Raw genomic sequence first — 17,814 nt, 5'->3', positions numbered from 1 at the left:
TCGGTTTAGCCTCCGCGCCTAGCGCGCCTATCGAGAGTGAGAGGGAGACGGCGTGTGCGCGTGTTGCTGGTGGAGGACGACACGGCGCTGGCAGAGGCAATCGCGCGGGCGTTGCGCGCCGAGCATTTCGCCGTCGATGTCGCCACCGACGGGGAGGATGGCGGGCATCTCGGCTCGACCGAAACCTATGACGCGATCGTCCTCGACCTCGGTTTGCCGAAACGCGACGGGCTGTCGGTGCTGGCGGAATGGCGGCGGGAGGGCCGGACAGCACCGGTGCTGATCCTCACGGCGCGCGATGCGTGGTCGGAAAAGGTGCAGGGCTTCAAGGCGGGTGCGGACGATTACCTGACCAAGCCGTTCCGCGTCGAGGAACTGGTGATGCGACTGCGTGCACTCGTCCGCCGTGCCGCGGGGCATGCTGCCAGCGTGATCACTTGCGGCGCGCTGGCGTTCGATGCGCAGACCGGCCAATTCGAACTCGACGGCTTGCCGCTGAAGCTGACCGCGTTCGAATGGCGCGTCCTGTCCGCCTTGATCCTGCGCCGCGAGGTGGTGGTGGAGCGGCTCGATTTGCTGGAGCGCGTCTACGAGGGCGATGCCGACGTCGACTCCAACTCGCTGGAGGTCATCATCGGCCGGCTGCGGCGGAAGATCGGCGCGGATCGGATAGAGACGGTACGCGGCCGCGGCTATCGCCTGACCGCCGGGGCGGCATGACGTTGCTGCCGAAGTCCCTGAGGGGCCGCCTGCTGGTGACGGCCGGTGCAGCGCTGGTCATCGCGCTGGCATTCGCCGGCATCGCGATCGGGCACGTGCTGGAACGCTTCGTCACGCAGAATCTGGACGAGCGGCTGGACGCGCAAATCGCCGTCGTCGCGCGCGCAATACGCCCGGACGGCAGCATCGCCCCTCTGGCCGCCGTCGATCTGCCGCCGTTCGATCGTCCCGGCAGCGGCTGGACGTGGCGGATCGATGCGCCGGGCGGATCGCTCGCGTCGCGTTCCGCGATGTCGCCGCTTCGGCTGAGGCGACAGCGTGGGGAGCATCACGGTCCGGATCGTGTCGGTCCGGACGGTCCGCAGCCGTTCGAAGCGCGCGCTGACGACGGCGAACGGGTACACGGTCGCGCCCTCGTCATCCCCACGACACGCGGCGATGCCACCGTGTCCGCGACGGGTCCGCGGGATGTGGTGGAACGCCCGCTGCGAGAGGCGATCGTGCCGCTCGCGACCTCGCTGCTGCTGCTGGGTGTGGGGCTGGCGCTGGCGATCTTCGTCCAGTTGCGGCTCGGCCTCAAACCCTTGGACAAGATCGCGGCGATGCTGGCGGAGATACGCGACGGCCGACGCGAGCGGATCGATGTCGACGAGCCGACCGAACTCCGGCCGATGTTGGCGGAACTCAACGCGCTGATCGATGCCAACCGGTTGGCGTTGGAGCGCGCCCGCGGCCACACCGCCAATCTGGCGCACGGCCTGAAGACGCCACTCGCCGCGCTGCGCCTCGATATCGCCGCAGCCGGGCTGGACGACAGCCCGATCGCTGCGCACGCCGCGCGGATCGAGGGACAGGTGCGCCACCATCTCGGCCGCGCCCGAGCCGCCAGCCTCGCTGCCGCGAGCAGCGCCAACGTGCCCCTCGCGCCGGTCGTCGCCGACCTCGTCGCAGCCCTCGCGCGGATTCACGCCGACCGGAGCATCATCGCGACGGCGTTCATCGCCGACGACCTGTCTGTCCGCGCCGATCGGCAGGACGTGGAGGAGGCGCTCGGCAACCTCATCGACAATGCGTGGCGGCACGCCCGCACTCACGTCACCATCGGTGCATCCGCCACGACGGGCACGGTTCACATCGTCGTCGCCGACGACGGCCCCGGCATCCCCCCGGATCGCCTCGCGCAGGTCGCACGACCCGGCCAGCGCCTCGACGAACGCGGCGATGGCCACGGCTTCGGCATTCCGATCGCGCGCGAACTGGTGGAACTCGCGGGCGGCACGCTGGCGATCCGCAACGGCCATGTCGGGCTGGAAGTCGTGGTCGAACTGCCGTTGGCGCGCGGGCGTTGACCGACGGTCGAGTTCCCTTGCGTCAGCCGTAACTCGCCGACCACATCAGGCCGGCGATATGCTCCGGCGTCAGCACCGACTTCACCAGCGTTGCGACGCCGTCCTCGACCGCCTGATGCGCCACCACCAAGGCGATGTGCTGCGCCACGTCGCGCAGACGGTCGATCGGCGGCAGCAGCCCGGCGGTATTGCCCATGCTGCCCAGTTCCCCGAGCGCCCGCGCCGCCGCCATGAACATCCCGTCGGTCACCGCCAGCGCCCCGGCCGCGATCGCGCCGAGGCCGACGCCGGGGAAGATGTAGACGTTGTTGACCTGCGTCACGCCTTCCACCCCGAACGGGCTGCCGGTGCCGACCAGCGCTCGCCCGTCGGTCCAGGCCAGCAGGTCCGCCGGGTGCGCCTCCGCGCGGGAGATCGGGTTGGACAGCGGGAAGATCACCGGCCGCTCGCATCCCGCCGCCATCGCACGCACCACCGGCTCGCCGAACGCGCCCATCTGACCCGACGCGCCGATCAGCACGGTCGGGCGGACGTTGACGACCGTATCGAGCAGCCCGATCTGGTGCGATCCGCTCAGCGTCCAGCCCGCGACTTCGGCGGCATCGCGCGCCAGCTTCACCTGCTGGTCAGGAAGGCGCGGAATGTCGGACAGGATCAGGCCGTCGCGATCGACCGCCCACAACCGTGCCCGCGCCGCCTGCTCGGAGAGCCCCTCGTCCATCATCGCCCGGACCAGCATCTCGGCGACGCCGCTGCCCGCCGCGCCGGCCCCGAACAGCACCACGCGCTGCTCGGTCAGCGGCACGCCGGTGTGGCGGATCGCCGCGAGCAACGTGCCCGTCGCGGTCGCCGCCGTTCCCTGAATATCGTCGTTGAAGCTCAGCAACGTGCCGCGATACCGCTCCAGCAGGTCGTACGCGTTCTTGCCCGCGAAATCCTCCCATTGCAGCAGCACGTTGGGGAAGCGCTCGACCACGGCCTCGACGAAGGTTTCGACGAACGCGTCGTAATCGCCGCCACGGATACGCGGGTTGCGCCAGCCGACGTATAGCGGATCGTCGCGCCGCGCGGCATTGTCGGTGCCGACATCGAGCAGGATCGGCAGCACCTCCGCCGGATGGATGCCGGCGCACGCGGTGTAGAGCGCCAGCTTGCCGATCGGGATGCCCATGCCGCCCGCGCCCTGATCGCCCAGACCCAGGATACGCTCGCCATCGCTGACGACGATCACCTTCACGCGGTCGAGCGCGGGATCGGCGAGGATGTCGGCGATCTTGTCGCGATTGGGATAGCTCAGGAACAGCCCGCGCGGTCGCCGCCAGATCTCGCTGAACCGCTCGCATCCCTCCCCCACCGTCGGCGTATAGACCAGCGGCAGCATGCGCGGCAGGTCGTGCTGCACCAGCGCGTGGAACAGCACCTCGTTCGAATCCTGCAACTCGCGCAGAAAGGCGTAGCGATGGAAATCGTCCGCCATCCCCTCCAGCGCCCGCCGCCGCCGTGCGATCTGGCTGTCGAGCGTACCGACATGCGGCGGCAACAGGCCATGCAGGCCGAGCACGTCGCGCTCGGCTTCCGTAAAGGCCGTACCCTTGTTGGTCAGCGGGTCGCCGAGCAGGGCACGTGCGGCGGCATGGGCGTGGGGGGCGATGTCGGGTCTCCCGTGGGTGTCAGAAGCGCAGGCTGAGCCAGCCGGCGAAGAAATCGGAACTGGCATAGCCCGCACGCGTCAGCGACGGCCCAGCCTGCAAATGCTCGTAGCGCCCCGTGAACGAGACGCGAGGGGTGATCGTCCACACGATCTGTGCGCGCGTGGTGTCCGCGATCTTGCGCGCGGTGACGTTCTGCGTGCCCGCGAACGCGGTGCCGTTGGCGCGGTAGACCGCGTCGCGCACGTCGTCGCGCCACGACCATTGATACTCGACCGTTGCACGCACGCCCTTCAGCGGGGTGAAGGTGAAGTTCGGCGCGACGGCGATGAAGTTCGTCGGCGTCGCAAACAGCTGATAGCTGTAATAGATGTTGTTGCCGAACGGCGCGAGCGCCGTGCGCAACGTGCCCGTCCCATAGGAACCGCCGCCGCTGCCGTAATCGGCGTGGATGCCGATGCGCGGCGCGGTCCGGTCCTTGCCCAGACGATAGGTCTGCGCGGCGAAGACCTGCCACGCCGACAGGGTTCGGCCGTTGTAGCTGCCGCCCTGATAGTTCACCGTCCAATCGAGATTCACCGGGCCGGCATCGCCGTACAGATGCACCCCGTAGAAGCTGCGTTCCTCGCGCGCGGTGGTCCGGCCCCACACCGCATTGCGGTTGCGCAGCCGCCAGACGAAGGGGTCGAGGTACAGCTTCGATCCGCCGAACAGCGACGTCGGCAGCACGACGCCGGTCGACACGCCGGAGAAGCGCCGCGCCTTGTCGACATTGTCGTCGCTGGTGCCGCCCAGCCCCAGCGCCGTCGTGTGATAGTCGAAGACATCCGCGCGCAGCGTCTTGCCGCGCGTCCACGCCCGAACGCCGTTATAGACGAAGAAGATCGTATTGTTGTCGCGGGGCACGACCATCAGGTTCGGACCATCGGCAAAGGTCTGGCGACCATAGCGGATGCCGACATCGATCCCGTCGACCTGCGCCGTGGCATCGACGAAGGATTGCTGCACGACCAGATCGTTGCGGAGCGTGCCCGCGACATTGCCCAGGTTCTGGCCCGCCAGCCCGCCATGCGCGATCTCGCCATACGCGCGGAAGTGCGGGCCGACATGCAGGTCGGCGCCGCCGACGATGCGGTTGATATCCTGCCGCTGCGCCTCCGCCTCGCGCAGGTTCGGGTTGGTGGTGGCGTTGACGCGCAGGCGGAACTCGCCGGACAGCGTCAGGTACACGTCGCCGTCGCTGTCGATCGGGATGTACTTCAGCCGGTCGAGCACGTCGTCCCGCTTCTTCGGGTCGCGGAAGCGCGTCCAGTTCTCGACCCAGCGCGACTGGTTGTAGCCGCCGTTGGTGACGCCGTCGCCAGCGCCCTCCCCCGGATAGGATTCCGACAGCGGCGCGGCCGCGGTGGGATCGGTACGCTCCTTCGGCGCGATCGGCTGGCCCTGCGGTGCCGGAACGGTCTGCGCGAGTGCCGGGCCGGCGAGCAGAAGCGCGATCGTGGGGGTGGCACCACCAAGGGTGCGTCGAAATCTGGTCATCGTCATTCTTCCTGGTGAAAGTCGCTGTCAGGTGCGCGATAGATGGCGCAGGTTAAGGGGCCGCTTACTCCGCGGCGACCACCCCCGACGGCAGGTCTTCCACCGGCGGCAACTCGCCGCGCAGCGCCGCGTCGAACTGCGTCCTGTCGAGCTGGCCTTCCCAGCGCGACACCACCACCGTCGCGACCGCATTGCCGATGAAGTTGGTCAGGCTGCGGCACTCGCTCATGAACCGGTCCACGCCCAGGATCAGCGCCATGCCCGCGACCGGCACCGTCGGCACGATCGACAGCGTCGCGGCCAGCGTGATGAAGCCCGCGCCGGTCACGCCCGCCGCACCCTTGGACGACAGCATCGCCACGCCCAGCAGCAACAACTGCTGACCCAGCGTCAGGTCGACGTTGCACGCCTGCGCGATGAACAGCGCCGCCAGCGTCATGTAGATGTTGGTGCCGTCCAGGTTGAAGCTGTAGCCGGTCGGCACGACGAGACCGACGATCGACTTGGGGCAACCGGCCCGCTCCATCTTCTCGATCAGCGACGGCAGCGCGCTCTCCGACGACGAGGTGCCCAGCACCAGCAGCAGTTCGGCCTTCAGGTACGCGATCAGGCGGAAGATCGAGAAGCCGCACATCCGCGCGACGAGGCCGAGCACGACGATCACGAAGAGCAGCGACGTCAAATAGAAGGTGCCGACCAGCATCGCGAGATTGGCGAGCGCGCCCACGCCGTACTTGCCGATCGTGAACGCCATCGCGCCGAACGCACCGATCGGCGCCGCCTTCATGACGATGCCCACCAGCTTGAAGAACGCGATCGACACGTCGTTCAGCACGTCGAGCACCTTGTTGCCGCGGTCGCCGATCAGCGCCAGACTGACGCCGAACAGGATCGACACGAACAGCACCTGGAGGATGTTGCCCTCGGTCATCGACGACAGGAACGTGTCGGGGATGATGCCCGTCAGGAACCCGGTGATCGTCGTGTCGTGCGCCTTCGCCGCGAACTCGCTGACTTTCGTGGTGTCCAGCGTCGCGGGATCGATGTTCAACCCCGCGCCCGGCTGAACGACGTTCGCCACGATCAGGCCGACGATCAGCGCCAGCGTGGAAAAGAACAGGAAGTAGATGAACGCCTTGCCGGCGACCCGGCCGACCGCGGCCAGATCGCGCATGCCGGCGATGCCGGTAACGATCGTCAGGAAGATGACGGGGGCGATGACCATCTTCACCAGCTTGATGAAGGCATCGCCGATCGGCTTCAGCGCTTCGCCCGTCGCCGGTGCGAAATGGCCCAGCGTCACGCCCGCCGCGATCGCGATCAGCACCTGGATGTACAGTTGCGCATACCAGGGCTTGGGAGCCGGGGGCGCCGGCAGGTCGGAAATGTTCATGGTCAGCCTTTCATCCTCTCGTCAGGCATCCCCGGCTTCTGGCGGCGGATCGATGCCCGCGGATACTGACCCGGATCAGGATTGCGGCCAAACACCGCCACGGAAAATACCATATCGTTGGTTTTCAAACACTTGACGAAATCCGGATCGCGACGAACGTGCCGATATTCGCCCGGGCCGACCAGCGTTGTGCAAGATGTTGCACAGTCCGGAACCGCATCGTACACGCCGATCATGGTCGTTCCCCTGCCCGGCCGCCGCTTCGGCTGGCTGCTCGCCGCGATGCTTGCGGGGCTGTTGGTGGCGTGGGGCGTCGGCTTGGTCGTGGAGCGTCGCGCGCGGGCCACGCTGACCGCAACCACCGCCGCCGACGCCCGCCTGCGTCAGGCTTTGCTGGCGAGCGAAGTCGCGCGTTTCCGCCTGTTGCCGCTGGCCTTGTCCGACGACCGCGACGTCATCGCGGCGCTGGCCGGATCGCCCGCCGCCACCCGCGCGCTCGACCGCAAGCTGGAGGCGCTGAAGGCCGACACCGGCGCCGCCGTCATCTATTTCGTCGGTCGCGACGGCCGCGCCATCGCCGCGAGCAACTGGCGGGAGCCGCGCAGCTTCGTCGGCAACGACTATCGCTTCCGCCGCTATTATCGCGACGCGCTGCGCACCGGGGCGGGCGAGCAGTTCGCGCTCGGCACGGTCAGCCGCCGGCCGGGTCTCTATCTCAGCCGGCGCAGCGCCGCCGGCGGCGTGGTGGTCGTGAAGCTCGAATTCGACGCGATCGAGCGACAGTGGCGCGCGGCGGGTGGCATCACCTACGTCACCGACCGTAGCGGCATCGTGCTCGTCTCCAGCCGCCCGGCATGGCGCTTCGCCGCCACGCGGCCGATCGCGCCCGCGGCGGCGGCGGCGGAGCGTGCCGACCTGTTCGTCAAGGCGCTACTCCCGGCACCGCCGCGTCCGTCCGGCACCATCACCGTCACGACGGAACCGAATCCCGCTGGCTGGCGCGTCACGCTCATCCAGTCGACTCGCCCGATCGCCGGTGGCGTCCGCATCGCGAAGATTGCGGCCCTGCTGGCGACGTTGGTCGTGGCCGCGATCGGCTGGGCCTTGCGGGAGCGGGGTCGCCGCCGCACCGAACGGACACTGGCGCTGGAAAGCGCGGTCGCCGAACGCACCGCCGATCTTAGCCGGGAGATCGAGGAACGCGCCGCCGCCGAGGCCCGCGCCGACGACCTGCGCGAAGGATTGCGGCAGGCGAACCGCCTCGCCGCGCTGGGCCAGATCACCGCCAGCGTCGCGCATGAAACCGCGCAGCCGGTCGCGGCGATCCGCAATTACGCCGCCAGCGGCGAACAACTGCTCGATCGCGGCGATGTGGAGGCGGTGCGCGGCAACCTCCACGCCATCGCGCGCCTGACCGAGCGGATCGGCAGCGTGACCAGCGAACTGCGCGGGTTCGCGCGCAAGCGGACCGGCGCGATCGGGCCGGTACCGCTCGCGGAGGTCATCGACGGTGCGCGCCTGATCCTGAAGGAGCGGCTGTCGCGAATCGCCTTGTCGCTGCCGACGATCCCGCCCGGCCTGCTGGTGATCGCCGGCCGCGTCCGACTGGAACAGGTGCTGGTAAACCTTCTCCAGAACGCGACCGAGGCGCTGGCGGAAACCCCGGCCCCGGCAATCGCGCTGACGCTGGCGGTGGAGGCGGGCATCGTGCGGCTGCGCGTCACCGACAACGGCCCCGGCATCGCCGCCGACGTGGCGGACCGCATCTTCACGCCTTTCGTCACCAGCCGTCCGAGCGGCCTCGGCCTCGGCCTCGTCATCTCGCAGGACATCATGACCGACCTCGACGGCACGCTGCGGTTGATCCCCACCCCGGCGGGGGCCTGTTTCGAGATCGAGCTGAGGCGCGCATCATGACCGAAACGCCCCGCGTCGCCCTCGTGGAGGATGACGAGGACCTGCGCGCCTCCACCGCGCAATTGCTGTCGCTCGGCGGCTTCGCGGTCGATGCCTTCCCCGCCGCCGCCCCTGCGCTGGCGGCGATCGACTCGGACTATCCGGGCGTCGTCGTCACCGATGTACGCATGCCGATGATGTCGGGCATCGAGCTGTTCCAGACATTGCGTACCCGCGACCCGGAACTGCCGGTGATCCTCATCACCGGCCATGCCGACGTGCCGATGGCGGTCGATGCCTTGCACGCGGGCGCATGGGATTTCCTCGCCAAGCCCTTCGATCCCGCCGCCCTCGTCGCCGCCGTCGCCCGCGCCGCCACCGCCCGTGCGCTGGCGCTCGACAACCGCCGCCTGCGCGCGCTGGCCAGCGAGGCGGACGAGTCGGGCTTGGTCGGCCGCTCCCCCGCGATCGTCCGCCTGCGGGAGATGATCCCGGTGCTCGCCAACGCCGACATCGACCTGCTGGTCGAGGGGGAGACGGGCACCGGCAAGGAACTGCTCGCCCGCCTGATCCACCGCGCCGGCAAGCGCGCGCGCCACCGGTTCCTCGCGGTCGCCTGCGCGGCGTTACCGGACGCGCTGCTCGAAAGCGAACTGTTCGCCGGCGTTGGCGACGGCAGCGTCGTCGCAGCCAGCCGGGGCACGCTGTTCCTCGACGATGTCGACCACGCGCAGCCGGGCTTGCAGGCGCGGCTGGTACAGTTGGTCGAGGAACGCTCCGTCCGCGGCTCACCGGTCGACATCCGCGTGATCGCCACGGCCGCCGAGGAGGCGCGGCGGGCGTCCGACGCGATCACCCCTGCCCTGCTCTACCGGTTGGCGGCGGTGCGCCTGCGGATGCCACCCCTGCGGGAACGGCGAGAGGACGTGCCGCTCCTGTTCGCGCACCTCGTCGACCTGTCCGCGGCGCGGCTGCGGCGACCGGTGCCGGCTCTTACGCAGGGCACGCGCGACCACCTGTCGCGGCACGACTGGCCCGGCAACGTGCGCGAACTGGCACATTTCGCCGACCGCTTCGTGCTCGGCCTCGACGCCGAAGCCTCGGGGGCGACCCTGCCGCCCTCCACCGCCCCGCTGCCGGACCGTGTCGCCGCGTTCGAGCGCGAGGCGATCGTGGAGGCGGTGCTGGCCGTGGGCGGCGACGCAGGCGCGGCGATGGACAGGCTCGGTCTTCCGCGGAAGACCTTCTATTACAAGGTCCAGCGCCACGGCATCGACCTGAATGCACTCAGGCGGCGGGTGGAGCGATAAGGGGAGTGGTGGTCCCGGAGGGACTCGAACCCCCGACGCCCACTTTAGGAAAGTGGCGCTCTGTCCAGCTGAGCTACGGAACCACGCGAGGCCGCAGATACGCGCGGCGACGTCCAAAATCCAGACTCAGTTGAACGTCCCGGGCAGCGCCGTTTCCGAGGCCCGTGGAGCCCGACGTTTACGGACACCTGCATGGCGCCGGGACCCCGCCGGCGGATCGTGATCGAGGACCATCGGGGAAGCGACGCCGGATGCCCTGCCCCGCTCCTACGGCGTCACTTCTTCCGCTTGAAGTCCACGCTGACGACGTTCGACCCGTCCTCGACCGGCGTGGCGACCGGGCCGTCATTCTCCGCCGCGTCATGTGCCTCGGGGCCGTCGTCCGGCCCCTCCAGCGCCTGAAAGCGCAGCTCGAAGTTCACCGCCGGGTCGTGGAACCCGGTGATCGCCGAATACGGAATCACCAGCTTCGACGGCACCTGGTTGAAGCTCAACCCGACCGAGAACCGCTCGTCGTCGACGATCAGGTCCCAATACCGGTTCTGGAGGACGATCGTCATCTCGTCCGGAAACCGTTCGATCAGCCGCTTCGGGATGTCGACACCCGGCCCCTGCGTCTTGAAGGTGATGTAGAAATGATGCTCGCCGGGCAGCGCTCCGGCTTCCTGCACCGATCCGAGCACGCGGCCGACCACGGCGCGCAAAGCCTCCTGGACGATCTCGTCGTAAGGGATCAGGCTGTCTGGAAGGCCATCGGTCATGGCGCTTGGGTAGGCGTCCACCTTCCCTGCCGTCAAGATTGCATCGCCTCGCGCGCTCGTTAAGGGATGCGGCCATGCGTACCGCCACGATCACCCGCGACACCAGCGAGACGAAGATCGCCGTCACCGTCGATCTCGACGGCACCGGCCTCTACGACATCGACACCGGCGTCGGTTTCTTCGACCATATGCTCGAACAATTGTCGCGCCATTCGCTGATCGACCTGCATGTCCGCACCAAGGGCGACCTGCACATCGACCAGCACCACACGGTCGAGGATACCGGCATCGCGATCGGCGAGGCGGTGGCGAAGGCGCTCGGCGACAAGCGCGGGATCGTCCGCTACGGCGACGCGCTCAGCCCGATGGACGAGACGCTGACCCGCGTCGCGCTCGATATCTCCGGCCGGCCGTGGCTCGTCTGGAAGACGGAGTTCAGCCAGAAACGTCTCGGCGAGATGGACACGGAGATGTTCCAGCACTGGTTCCACAGCTTCGCGCAGGCGGCCGGCATCACGCTCCACGTCGAAACGCTGCACGGCGAGAACAATCACCACATCGCCGAAAGCGCGTTCAAGGGCCTCGCCCGTGCGCTGCGCAAGGCGATCGAGATCGACCCGCGCAAGAGCGACGCCATTCCCTCGACGAAAGGCACCCTATGATCCTCGTCCTGCTCCATTACGTCGTCCCGACCGAAACGATCGACGCGCACCGCGCCGCGCACCTCGACTGGCTCCATGCCGGCGTCGGGGCGGGGATGCTGCTGGCGGCCGGGCGTCAGGTGCCGCTGACCGGCGGCATGTTCCTCTGCCGCGGCGAGCGGGACGCGGTCGAGGCGTGGGCGAAGACCGATCCGTTCGCGATCCACGGCCTCGCCGAATACAGCTTCACCGAGGTCGCGACGTCGGTGGTCGCGCCGGGACTTGAAGCGCTGAAGGGATGACGCTGGCGCTGATCGATTACGGCGCGGGCAACCTCCATTCGGTCGCCAACGCCCTGCGCGCGGCCGGATGCGAGGACCTGACGATCACCGCCGACCCGGACGTGGTCGCCCGCGCCGACCGCATCGTCCTGCCCGGCGTCGGCGCGTTCGGCGCGTGTTCGGCGGCGTTGCGCGGCATCGACGGGATGGTCGAGGCGATGGACCGCCGCGCCCGCACCGAGGGGACGCCGTTCCTCGGCGTCTGTGTCGGCATGCAGCTGATGGCCGATGCCGGCGAGGAGATGGGCACCCATCCCGGCCTCGGCTGGATTCCCGGCCGCGTCCGCCGGCTGGAACCCGCGACGATGGAGGCGAAGGTCCCGCACATGGGCTGGAACGACGTCGTCCCGCTCGCCGAGCATCCGCTGGTGCAGCCGGGCGAGGCGTATTTCCTCCACAGCTTCGCGTTCGAAGGCGACGACGTGATCGCCACCACCGACCACGCCGGCCCCGTCACCGCCGCGATCGGCCGCGACACGCTGCTCGGCGTGCAGTTCCATCCGGAGAAGAGCCAGTCCTACGGCCTCTCCCTCCTCACGAGATTCCTCGCATGGCGCCCTTAATCGTCTTCCCCGCCATCGACCTGAAGAACGGGCAGGTCGTCCGCCTCGCGGAGGGCGATATGAACCGCGCCACCGTCTATGGCGACGACCCCGCCGCACAGGCGATGATCTTCGCCGATCAGGGTGCACAGTTTCTGCACGTCGTCGACCTCGACGGCGCGTTCGCGGGCGCGTCGGTCAATGGCGACGCGGTGCGCGCGATCGTCGAGCGCTTTCCCGGCCACGTCCAGCTCGGCGGCGGCATCCGCAACCGTGACAGCGTCGAGCGCTGGTTCGACCTCGGCGTGTCGCGCGTGGTGATCGGCACGGCCGCGCTGGAGGACCCGGAGTTCGTCCGCGGCGTGGCAGGGGATTTCCCCGGCGGCATCGTCGTCGCGGTCGATGCGCGCGACGGCATGGTCGCGACCAAGGGTTGGGCCGACGTGTCCACGACCAGCGCCGTCGACCTCGCGCGCCGGTTCGAGGATGCCGGCGTCGCGGCGCTGCTGTTCACCGATGTCGGCCGCGACGGTCTGCTGAAGGGCTGCAACATCGAAGCGACCGTCGACCTCGCCCGCGCGGTCGCGATCCCGGTCATTGCCAGCGGCGGCGTTGCCGGCATCTCTGACATTCACGTCCTGTCGCTGCATGCGAAGGACGGGATCGAGGGCGTGATTACCGGTCGCGCGCTGTACGACGGGCGACTCGATCTGGCCGCGGCGTTCGCGGTGGCCGCCGCCGCCGCATGACCGTCCGCGCGCGCGTCATCCCCTGTCTCGACGTCGCCCAGGGCCGCGTCGTCAAGGGCGTGAACTTCGTCGAACTCCGCGACGCCGGCGATCCGGTGGAGCAGGCGCGCGCCTATGACGCCGCCGGGGCGGACGAACTCTGCTTCCTCGACATCACCGCCAGCCACGAGGCGCGCGGCACGATCCTCGATGTGGTCAGCCGCACCGCGGCGGTGTGCTTCATGCCGCTGACCGTCGGCGGCGGCGTGCGGACGGCGGAGGACGCGCGCGCCCTGCTGCTGGCGGGCGCGGACAAGGTCGCGGTCAATTCCGCCGCCGTCGCCCGCCCGGAAGTCGTCGCCGACATCGCCGAGCGTTTCGGCAGCCAATGCTGCGTCGCGAGCATCGATGCGCGCCGGGTGGAGGGTGGCTGGGAGGTGTTCACCCACGGTGGCCGTCGCCCGACCGGCATCGACGCCGTCGAACACGCGCTGCGGCTGGCGGACCTCGGCGCGGGCGAGTTGCTCGTGACCTCGATGGACCGGGACGGCACGCGGTCCGGTTACGACCTCGACCTGATCCGCGCGATCGCCGATCGGACGAGCGTACCGGTCGTCGCATCGGGCGGCGTCGGCGGGCTGGACGACCTCGTCGCCGGGATCGTCGAAGGCCACGCATCCGCCGTGCTGGCCGCATCGATCTTCCATTTCGGCGAGGCGAGCGTCGCGGACGCCCACGCCGCGCTGGCGAAGGCGGGGGTACCGGTCCGGTCGCACTGAGGCGCGTCGATGGAGCGTCTTTTCACGCGAGTAAGGGGAGCACATGCCCGACCGGCACCTCGCCTTGTCCCGGTGAGGAATCGTCGCAAACCTCTTCTGCCACCCCGGCGGAGGCCGGGGCCCAGTTAGGATGTCGACGTTAATCGACGGAGAACGCTTCCCAGCTGGACCCCGGCCTTCGCCGGGGTGATGGCTTGCCCACGGGCGCCTGAGTTCGTTGTAACGATCTCCCTCAGAAAAGCGTCGGGCGGACCCTCTCCGCAAGCGAACCGCTAACCCGATCGCAACGCCCGTCCCCTACCCCACAGCGATGCCCTCGACCCAGGTCCCGTCCGGCCACACCGGCATCGTCCATCCCCGCACCGGCCCGGCGCTCTCCGACATCGCGCTGTTCGCCTGCGCCTGCCTCGGCGTCTGGATCGTCCGCCGTGCGCTGCGTCGCCGTTTTGGATCGACGACCCCGCGGGATTGACCCGACAACTGTCCTCAGCCACGGCGCGGGTATGGACGCGTTCGCCCGCCTCGAAGCCACCATCGCCACCCGTCGCGGGGCCGATGCCGGCAGTTCCTATACCGCCAGCCTGTTTGCCCGCGGCCGCGGCAAGATCGCGCAGAAACTGGGCGAGGAGGCGGTCGAGACCGTCATCGCCGCGATGGGTGACGAACCCCGCGCGATCGTGCCGGAGGCCGCGGACCTGATGTTCCACCTCTGCGTCCTGCTCGCCGATGCCGGCCTGTCGCTGGACGATATCCGCACCGAACTCACCCGGCGCGAGGGCGTGTCCGGTCATGACGAGAAGGCGAGCCGCTGACATGCCGATCGACGCCACCCTGCCCTATGACGACCAGAATATCTTCGCGAAGATCCTGCGCGGCGAGATCCCCGCGACCCGCGTCTACGAAGACGAATGGGCGATCGCCATCCGCGACATCGCGCCCCAGGCTCCGACGCATATCCTCGTGATCCCGCGCGGCGCCTATGTGTCGTGGGACGATTTCAGCACGCGCGGATCGGCGGCGGAAATCGCCGGCTTCGTCCGCGCGATCGGCGCGGTCGCGCGTGCGGAGGGGCTGGTCGAGCCGGGCTACCGCCTGCTCGCCAATATCGGCGCTCATGGTGGACAGGAGGTACCGCACCTGCACGTCCACCTGTTCGGCGGCGCGCCGCTCGGCCCGATGCTGGCACGCTGAACCGGCACACCCCACGCCATAGCCACGCTTCGCCGCACTAAAGGATTGCGCGTCCCCGATTTGGCTTTAGGCTCTCCCCTTTCGCACATGATGGGGCGCGAACGACGCCCCGCCTTTATCCCTGGGGGGACGTAAGTACATGATTTTCGGGCGCGTTAAGCCACTGGACGCCATCCTGGCGGCGGCGGAGAGGAAGTCTCTCCACCGCACGCTCGGCGCGTTCCAGCTCACCCTGTTCGGTATCGGCTCGGTGATCGGCACCGGCATCTTCGTCCTGACCGCCGCCGGCGCGCAAAAGGCGGGTCCGGGCCTGATGCTCGCCTTCGCCATCGCCGGCGCGATCTGCATCGTCGCGGCGCTCTGCTACGCCGAAATCGCCGCGATGATCCCCGTCGCCGGCTCCGCCTACACCTACACCTATTCGACGATGGGCGAGCTGCTCGCCTGGACGGTCGGGTGGGCGCTGGTCCTCGAATACGCCGTCGCCGCCTCCGCGGTGTCGGTCGGCTGGTCGGGCTATTTCACCGGCACGATCCTCAATCAGTTCCTCGGCATCCAGCTACCGGTCTGGCTCAGCGCCGGGCCGCTGGCGCTGGGCGGCGTCGCGGGCGGATTCATCAACCTGCCGGCCGTCGTGATCGCGCTGCTCGTGACGTGGCTGCTCATCATCGGCACGTCGGAAAGCGCCAAGGTCAACGCCGTCCTCGTCGGGATCAAGGTCATCGCGCTGACCGCCTTCATCTTCCTGACCTTCGGCAAGATCGACACCGCGCAATTCAGCCCGTTCCTGCCCGCGGGCGTATTCGGCGGCTTCGGCACCGGCGTCGGCGCGGTCGGTGCGGCGGCGACGATCTTCTTCGCCTATGTCGGCTTCGACGCAGTCTCGACCGCCGCCGAAGAAACCAAGAACCCGCAGCGCAACGTCCCGATCGGCCTGATCGGATCGCTGCTGTTCTGCACCGTCTTCTACATCCTCGTCGCGGCGGGCGCGATCGGCACGATCGGCGGCCAGCCGATCATGGGTCCGGGCGGGGTCCCCTTCCCGGCCGGCTCGGAAGAACTCGCGCGCCAGTGCGCGATGCCTCAGCATGCACAGGCGCTGGTCTGCTCGAACGAGGCGCTGGCCCATGTCCTGCGCACGATCGGTTTCGGCAAGATCGGCAACATGCTCGGCATCGCGGCGTTCGTCGCGCTGCCGTCGGTCATCCTCGTGCTGCTGTTCGGGCAGACGCGCATCTTCTTCGTGATGAGCCGCGACGGCCTGCTCCCCAACGCCCTGAGCAAGGTCCATCCGAAGTGGAAGACGCCGCACGTCGTCACCGCCATCACCGGGGCGGCGGTCGCGTTCGCGGCGGCGTTCCTGCCGGTCGGCGCACTAGCGGACATCGCCAATGCCGGCACGCTCTACGCGTTCATGATGGTCGCCATCGCGGTCCTGATCCTGCGCAAGAAGGAGGGCCATCGCCCCCGTTCGTTCCGGACGCCGGCGGTGTGGTTCGTCGCACCGGCGACGATCGTCGGCTGCATCTTCCTGTTCTTCAACCTGCCGTCCGCGGCGATGCTGGTGCTGGTGATCTGGGGCGCGATCGGCCTCGTCGTCTATTACCTCTACGGTTACCGGACGAGCCATGTCGGGCATGGTCGTGTCGAGGTGGTCACGGACGACGTGATCGGTCACTGATCGGGCGAACGCCATGAACGAAAAAGGCCGGGGTCGCCCCCGGCCTTTTTTGTGCGCCCCGCTCCTCCCCTGCAAGGGGAGGTGGCAGTCCTCAGGACTGACGGAGGGGTGACACCAGCAGCGTGAACACCCTCCGCCGCTCCGCGCCCCCCCCTTGCAGAGGAGAAGCGACAGCGACCCGGCTTCAGCCCAGCTTTTCCGCCGCCAGCGCCTTCAGATCCACCTGGGGCCGCGCGCCGAAGTGGCTGATGATTTCCGCCGCACACAGCGCACCCAGCTTGAGTGACCGTTCCAGATCGTCACCACGCGCCTGCGCGTGCAGGAAGCCGGCCGCGAACAGGTCGCCCGCACCGGTCGTATCGACCACCGTCGCGATCGGCACCGCCGGTACCGTCGTGCGCTCGCCGCCGCGGATCGCGCACGCGCCCTTTTCGGCCAGCGTCACGACCACCGTCGGCACCTTGTCCTGCACCGCCGCAATGGCGGCATCCACGTCGCTCGTCTCGGTCAACGCCATGATCTCCGCCTCGTTGGCGAACAGCACGTCGATCAGGCCGGCGTCGATCAGCGCATGGAAATCGGCGCGATAGCGATCGATCACGAACTCCGCCGATAGCGTGAACGCGATCTTCCGCCCCGCACCGCGCGCCACGTCGATCGCCGCCCGCATCGCCGCGCGCGGCTCTTCCGGGTCCCAGAGATAGCCTTCGATATACAGATACGCGGCATCCGCGATCAGCGCGCGGTCGATCGCGGCCTCCGGCAGGAAGTGCGACGCGCCGAGAAACGTATTCATCGTCCGTTGCCCGTCGGGCGTCACGAAGATCAGGCAGCGCCCGGTGGTCGGCGCGCCGGCGCGCTCCGCCGTGTCGAAGCGGATGCCGGCGGCGCGGATGTCGTGCGCGAACACCTGTCCGAGCTGATCGTCGGCGACCTGACCGATAAAGGCGCACTTGCCGCCGAGCGCTGCGATGCCGGCCAGCGTGTTCGCCGCCGACCCGCCCGACACTTCGCGGCCGGGGCCCATCTTCGCGTACAGCGCGTCGGCATCTTCGGGGGAGAAGATCAGCTGCATTGCCCCCTTGGTCATGCCCTGATCGGTCAGGAAGGCGTCATCGGACTGCGACAGGATGTCGACGATCGCATTGCCGATTGCGACGACATCGTAGGTGGGCTGGCTCAAGACGGAAAACTCCCAGGAAAATCTGCCGCCGCCCTATCGGCGAAACACCGCCACCACAACGACCCGCCGTCGACCCGACGACGCCGTGTCCGTCTGCTCGACGCCTGCGCG

Annotated in this window: 19 protein-coding genes and 1 tRNA gene; 13 read left to right on the top strand and 7 right to left on the bottom strand. The window is 68.9% G+C overall.

Annotation, left to right across the window (positions count from 1 at the left end; all coding sequences use genetic code 11):
- Positions 1-54: 54 nt before the first annotated feature.
- Entirely contained in the window at positions 55-720 is a 666-nt protein-coding gene (locus AC0CH8_RS07880; RefSeq protein WP_465239401.1) for a response regulator, read from the top strand.
- The gene (locus AC0CH8_RS07875) at positions 717-2,069 is read left to right on the top strand and encodes a sensor histidine kinase (protein WP_465239400.1); all 1,353 of its coding nucleotides are present in this window, start codon (positions 717-719) and stop codon (positions 2,067-2,069) included. The genes AC0CH8_RS07880 and AC0CH8_RS07875 overlap by 4 nt, the downstream gene beginning before the upstream one ends.
- A 22-nt stretch (positions 2,070-2,091) precedes the next feature.
- On the opposite strand, the gene AC0CH8_RS07870 is transcribed toward AC0CH8_RS07875, so the two are convergent.
- From AC0CH8_RS07870 to AC0CH8_RS07855, 4 genes are all read right to left on the bottom strand, one after another.
- Positions 2,092-3,786, bottom strand: coding sequence for an NAD-dependent malic enzyme (locus AC0CH8_RS07870; RefSeq protein ID WP_465239399.1), 1,695 nt, complete (start codon positions 3,784-3,786; stop codon positions 2,092-2,094).
- Complete coding sequence (locus AC0CH8_RS07865; RefSeq protein WP_465239398.1) at positions 3,740-5,257, bottom strand: alginate export family protein; 1,518 nt, start codon at positions 5,255-5,257, stop codon at positions 3,740-3,742. The genes AC0CH8_RS07870 and AC0CH8_RS07865 overlap by 47 nt, the downstream gene beginning before the upstream one ends.
- Positions 5,258-5,321: 64 nt before the next feature.
- Positions 5,322-6,650, bottom strand: coding sequence for a dicarboxylate/amino acid:cation symporter (locus AC0CH8_RS07860; RefSeq protein ID WP_465239397.1), 1,329 nt, complete (start codon positions 6,648-6,650; stop codon positions 5,322-5,324).
- A gap of 2 nt (positions 6,651-6,652) precedes the next feature.
- Positions 6,653-6,886: a hypothetical protein gene (locus AC0CH8_RS07855; protein WP_465239396.1), complete on the bottom strand. Its 234-nt coding sequence runs from the start codon at positions 6,884-6,886 to the stop codon at positions 6,653-6,655.
- Here AC0CH8_RS07855 and AC0CH8_RS07850 point away from each other — a divergent pair.
- Both AC0CH8_RS07850 and AC0CH8_RS07845 read left to right on the top strand, forming a co-directional pair.
- Entirely contained in the window at positions 6,885-8,567 is a 1,683-nt protein-coding gene (locus AC0CH8_RS07850) for a sensor histidine kinase (RefSeq protein WP_465239395.1), read from the top strand. The genes AC0CH8_RS07855 and AC0CH8_RS07850 overlap by 2 nt on opposite strands.
- The gene (locus tag AC0CH8_RS07845) at positions 8,564-9,856 is read left to right on the top strand and encodes a sigma-54-dependent transcriptional regulator (RefSeq protein ID WP_465239394.1); all 1,293 of its coding nucleotides are present in this window, start codon (positions 8,564-8,566) and stop codon (positions 9,854-9,856) included. Before AC0CH8_RS07850 ends, AC0CH8_RS07845 begins: the two co-directional genes overlap by 4 nt.
- A gap of 6 nt (positions 9,857-9,862) precedes the next feature.
- Here AC0CH8_RS07845 and AC0CH8_RS07840 read toward each other — a convergent pair.
- Both AC0CH8_RS07840 and AC0CH8_RS07835 read right to left on the bottom strand, forming a co-directional pair.
- Positions 9,863-9,939, bottom strand: a tRNA-Arg gene (locus AC0CH8_RS07840).
- A gap of 192 nt (positions 9,940-10,131) precedes the next feature.
- Positions 10,132-10,617: an SspB family protein gene (locus AC0CH8_RS07835; protein WP_465239393.1), complete on the bottom strand. Its 486-nt coding sequence runs from the start codon at positions 10,615-10,617 to the stop codon at positions 10,132-10,134.
- A gap of 74 nt (positions 10,618-10,691) precedes the next feature.
- Here AC0CH8_RS07835 and hisB point away from each other — a divergent pair, with 74 nt between their 5' ends.
- The 9 genes from hisB (at position 10,692) to AC0CH8_RS07790 (ending at position 16,520) form a co-directional block, all read left to right on the top strand.
- On the top strand, positions 10,692-11,279 hold the full coding sequence (gene hisB / locus AC0CH8_RS07830; protein ID WP_204195991.1) for an imidazoleglycerol-phosphate dehydratase HisB: 588 nt from the start codon (positions 10,692-10,694) through the stop codon (positions 11,277-11,279).
- Complete coding sequence (locus tag AC0CH8_RS07825) at positions 11,276-11,560, top strand: YciI family protein (RefSeq protein WP_465239392.1); 285 nt, start codon at positions 11,276-11,278, stop codon at positions 11,558-11,560. Before hisB ends, AC0CH8_RS07825 begins: the two co-directional genes overlap by 4 nt.
- Positions 11,557-12,162: an imidazole glycerol phosphate synthase subunit HisH gene (gene hisH, locus AC0CH8_RS07820; RefSeq protein ID WP_465239391.1), complete on the top strand. Its 606-nt coding sequence runs from the start codon at positions 11,557-11,559 to the stop codon at positions 12,160-12,162. Before AC0CH8_RS07825 ends, hisH begins: the two co-directional genes overlap by 4 nt.
- Positions 12,150-12,890, top strand: a complete 741-nt coding sequence (gene hisA / locus AC0CH8_RS07815; protein ID WP_465239390.1) for a 1-(5-phosphoribosyl)-5-[(5-phosphoribosylamino)methylideneamino]imidazole-4-carboxamide isomerase — start codon at positions 12,150-12,152, stop codon at positions 12,888-12,890. The genes hisH and hisA overlap by 13 nt, the downstream gene beginning before the upstream one ends.
- Positions 12,887-13,648, top strand: coding sequence for an imidazole glycerol phosphate synthase subunit HisF (gene hisF, locus AC0CH8_RS07810; protein ID WP_204195994.1), 762 nt, complete (start codon positions 12,887-12,889; stop codon positions 13,646-13,648). Before hisA ends, hisF begins: the two co-directional genes overlap by 4 nt.
- A 310-nt stretch (positions 13,649-13,958) precedes the next feature.
- Entirely contained in the window at positions 13,959-14,120 is a 162-nt protein-coding gene (locus AC0CH8_RS07805; RefSeq protein WP_204195995.1) for a hypothetical protein, read from the top strand.
- A gap of 31 nt (positions 14,121-14,151) precedes the next feature.
- The gene (locus AC0CH8_RS07800; protein WP_465239389.1) at positions 14,152-14,460 is read left to right on the top strand and encodes a phosphoribosyl-ATP diphosphatase; all 309 of its coding nucleotides are present in this window, start codon (positions 14,152-14,154) and stop codon (positions 14,458-14,460) included.
- Between the two features lies 1 nt (position 14,461).
- A complete protein-coding gene (locus tag AC0CH8_RS07795; RefSeq protein ID WP_465239388.1) occupies positions 14,462-14,839 on the top strand; it encodes a histidine triad nucleotide-binding protein in 378 nt (125 codons plus the stop codon).
- A gap of 139 nt (positions 14,840-14,978) precedes the next feature.
- Positions 14,979-16,520: an amino acid permease gene (locus AC0CH8_RS07790; RefSeq protein WP_465239387.1), complete on the top strand. Its 1,542-nt coding sequence runs from the start codon at positions 14,979-14,981 to the stop codon at positions 16,518-16,520.
- Positions 16,521-16,704: 184 nt separating this feature from the next.
- Here the strand turns inward: AC0CH8_RS07790 and AC0CH8_RS07785 are convergent, their stop codons facing one another.
- Positions 16,705-17,703 carry an adenosine kinase gene (locus AC0CH8_RS07785; RefSeq protein WP_465239386.1) on the bottom strand — a complete coding sequence of 333 codons (999 nt, stop codon included), beginning with the start codon at positions 17,701-17,703 and terminating at the stop codon, positions 16,705-16,707.
- Between the last annotated feature and the right edge of the window lie 111 nt (positions 17,704-17,814).

Source organism: Sphingomonas sp. AC435 (assembly GCF_979253005.1).
This window is presented reverse-complemented; position numbering and strand designations above follow the sequence as displayed.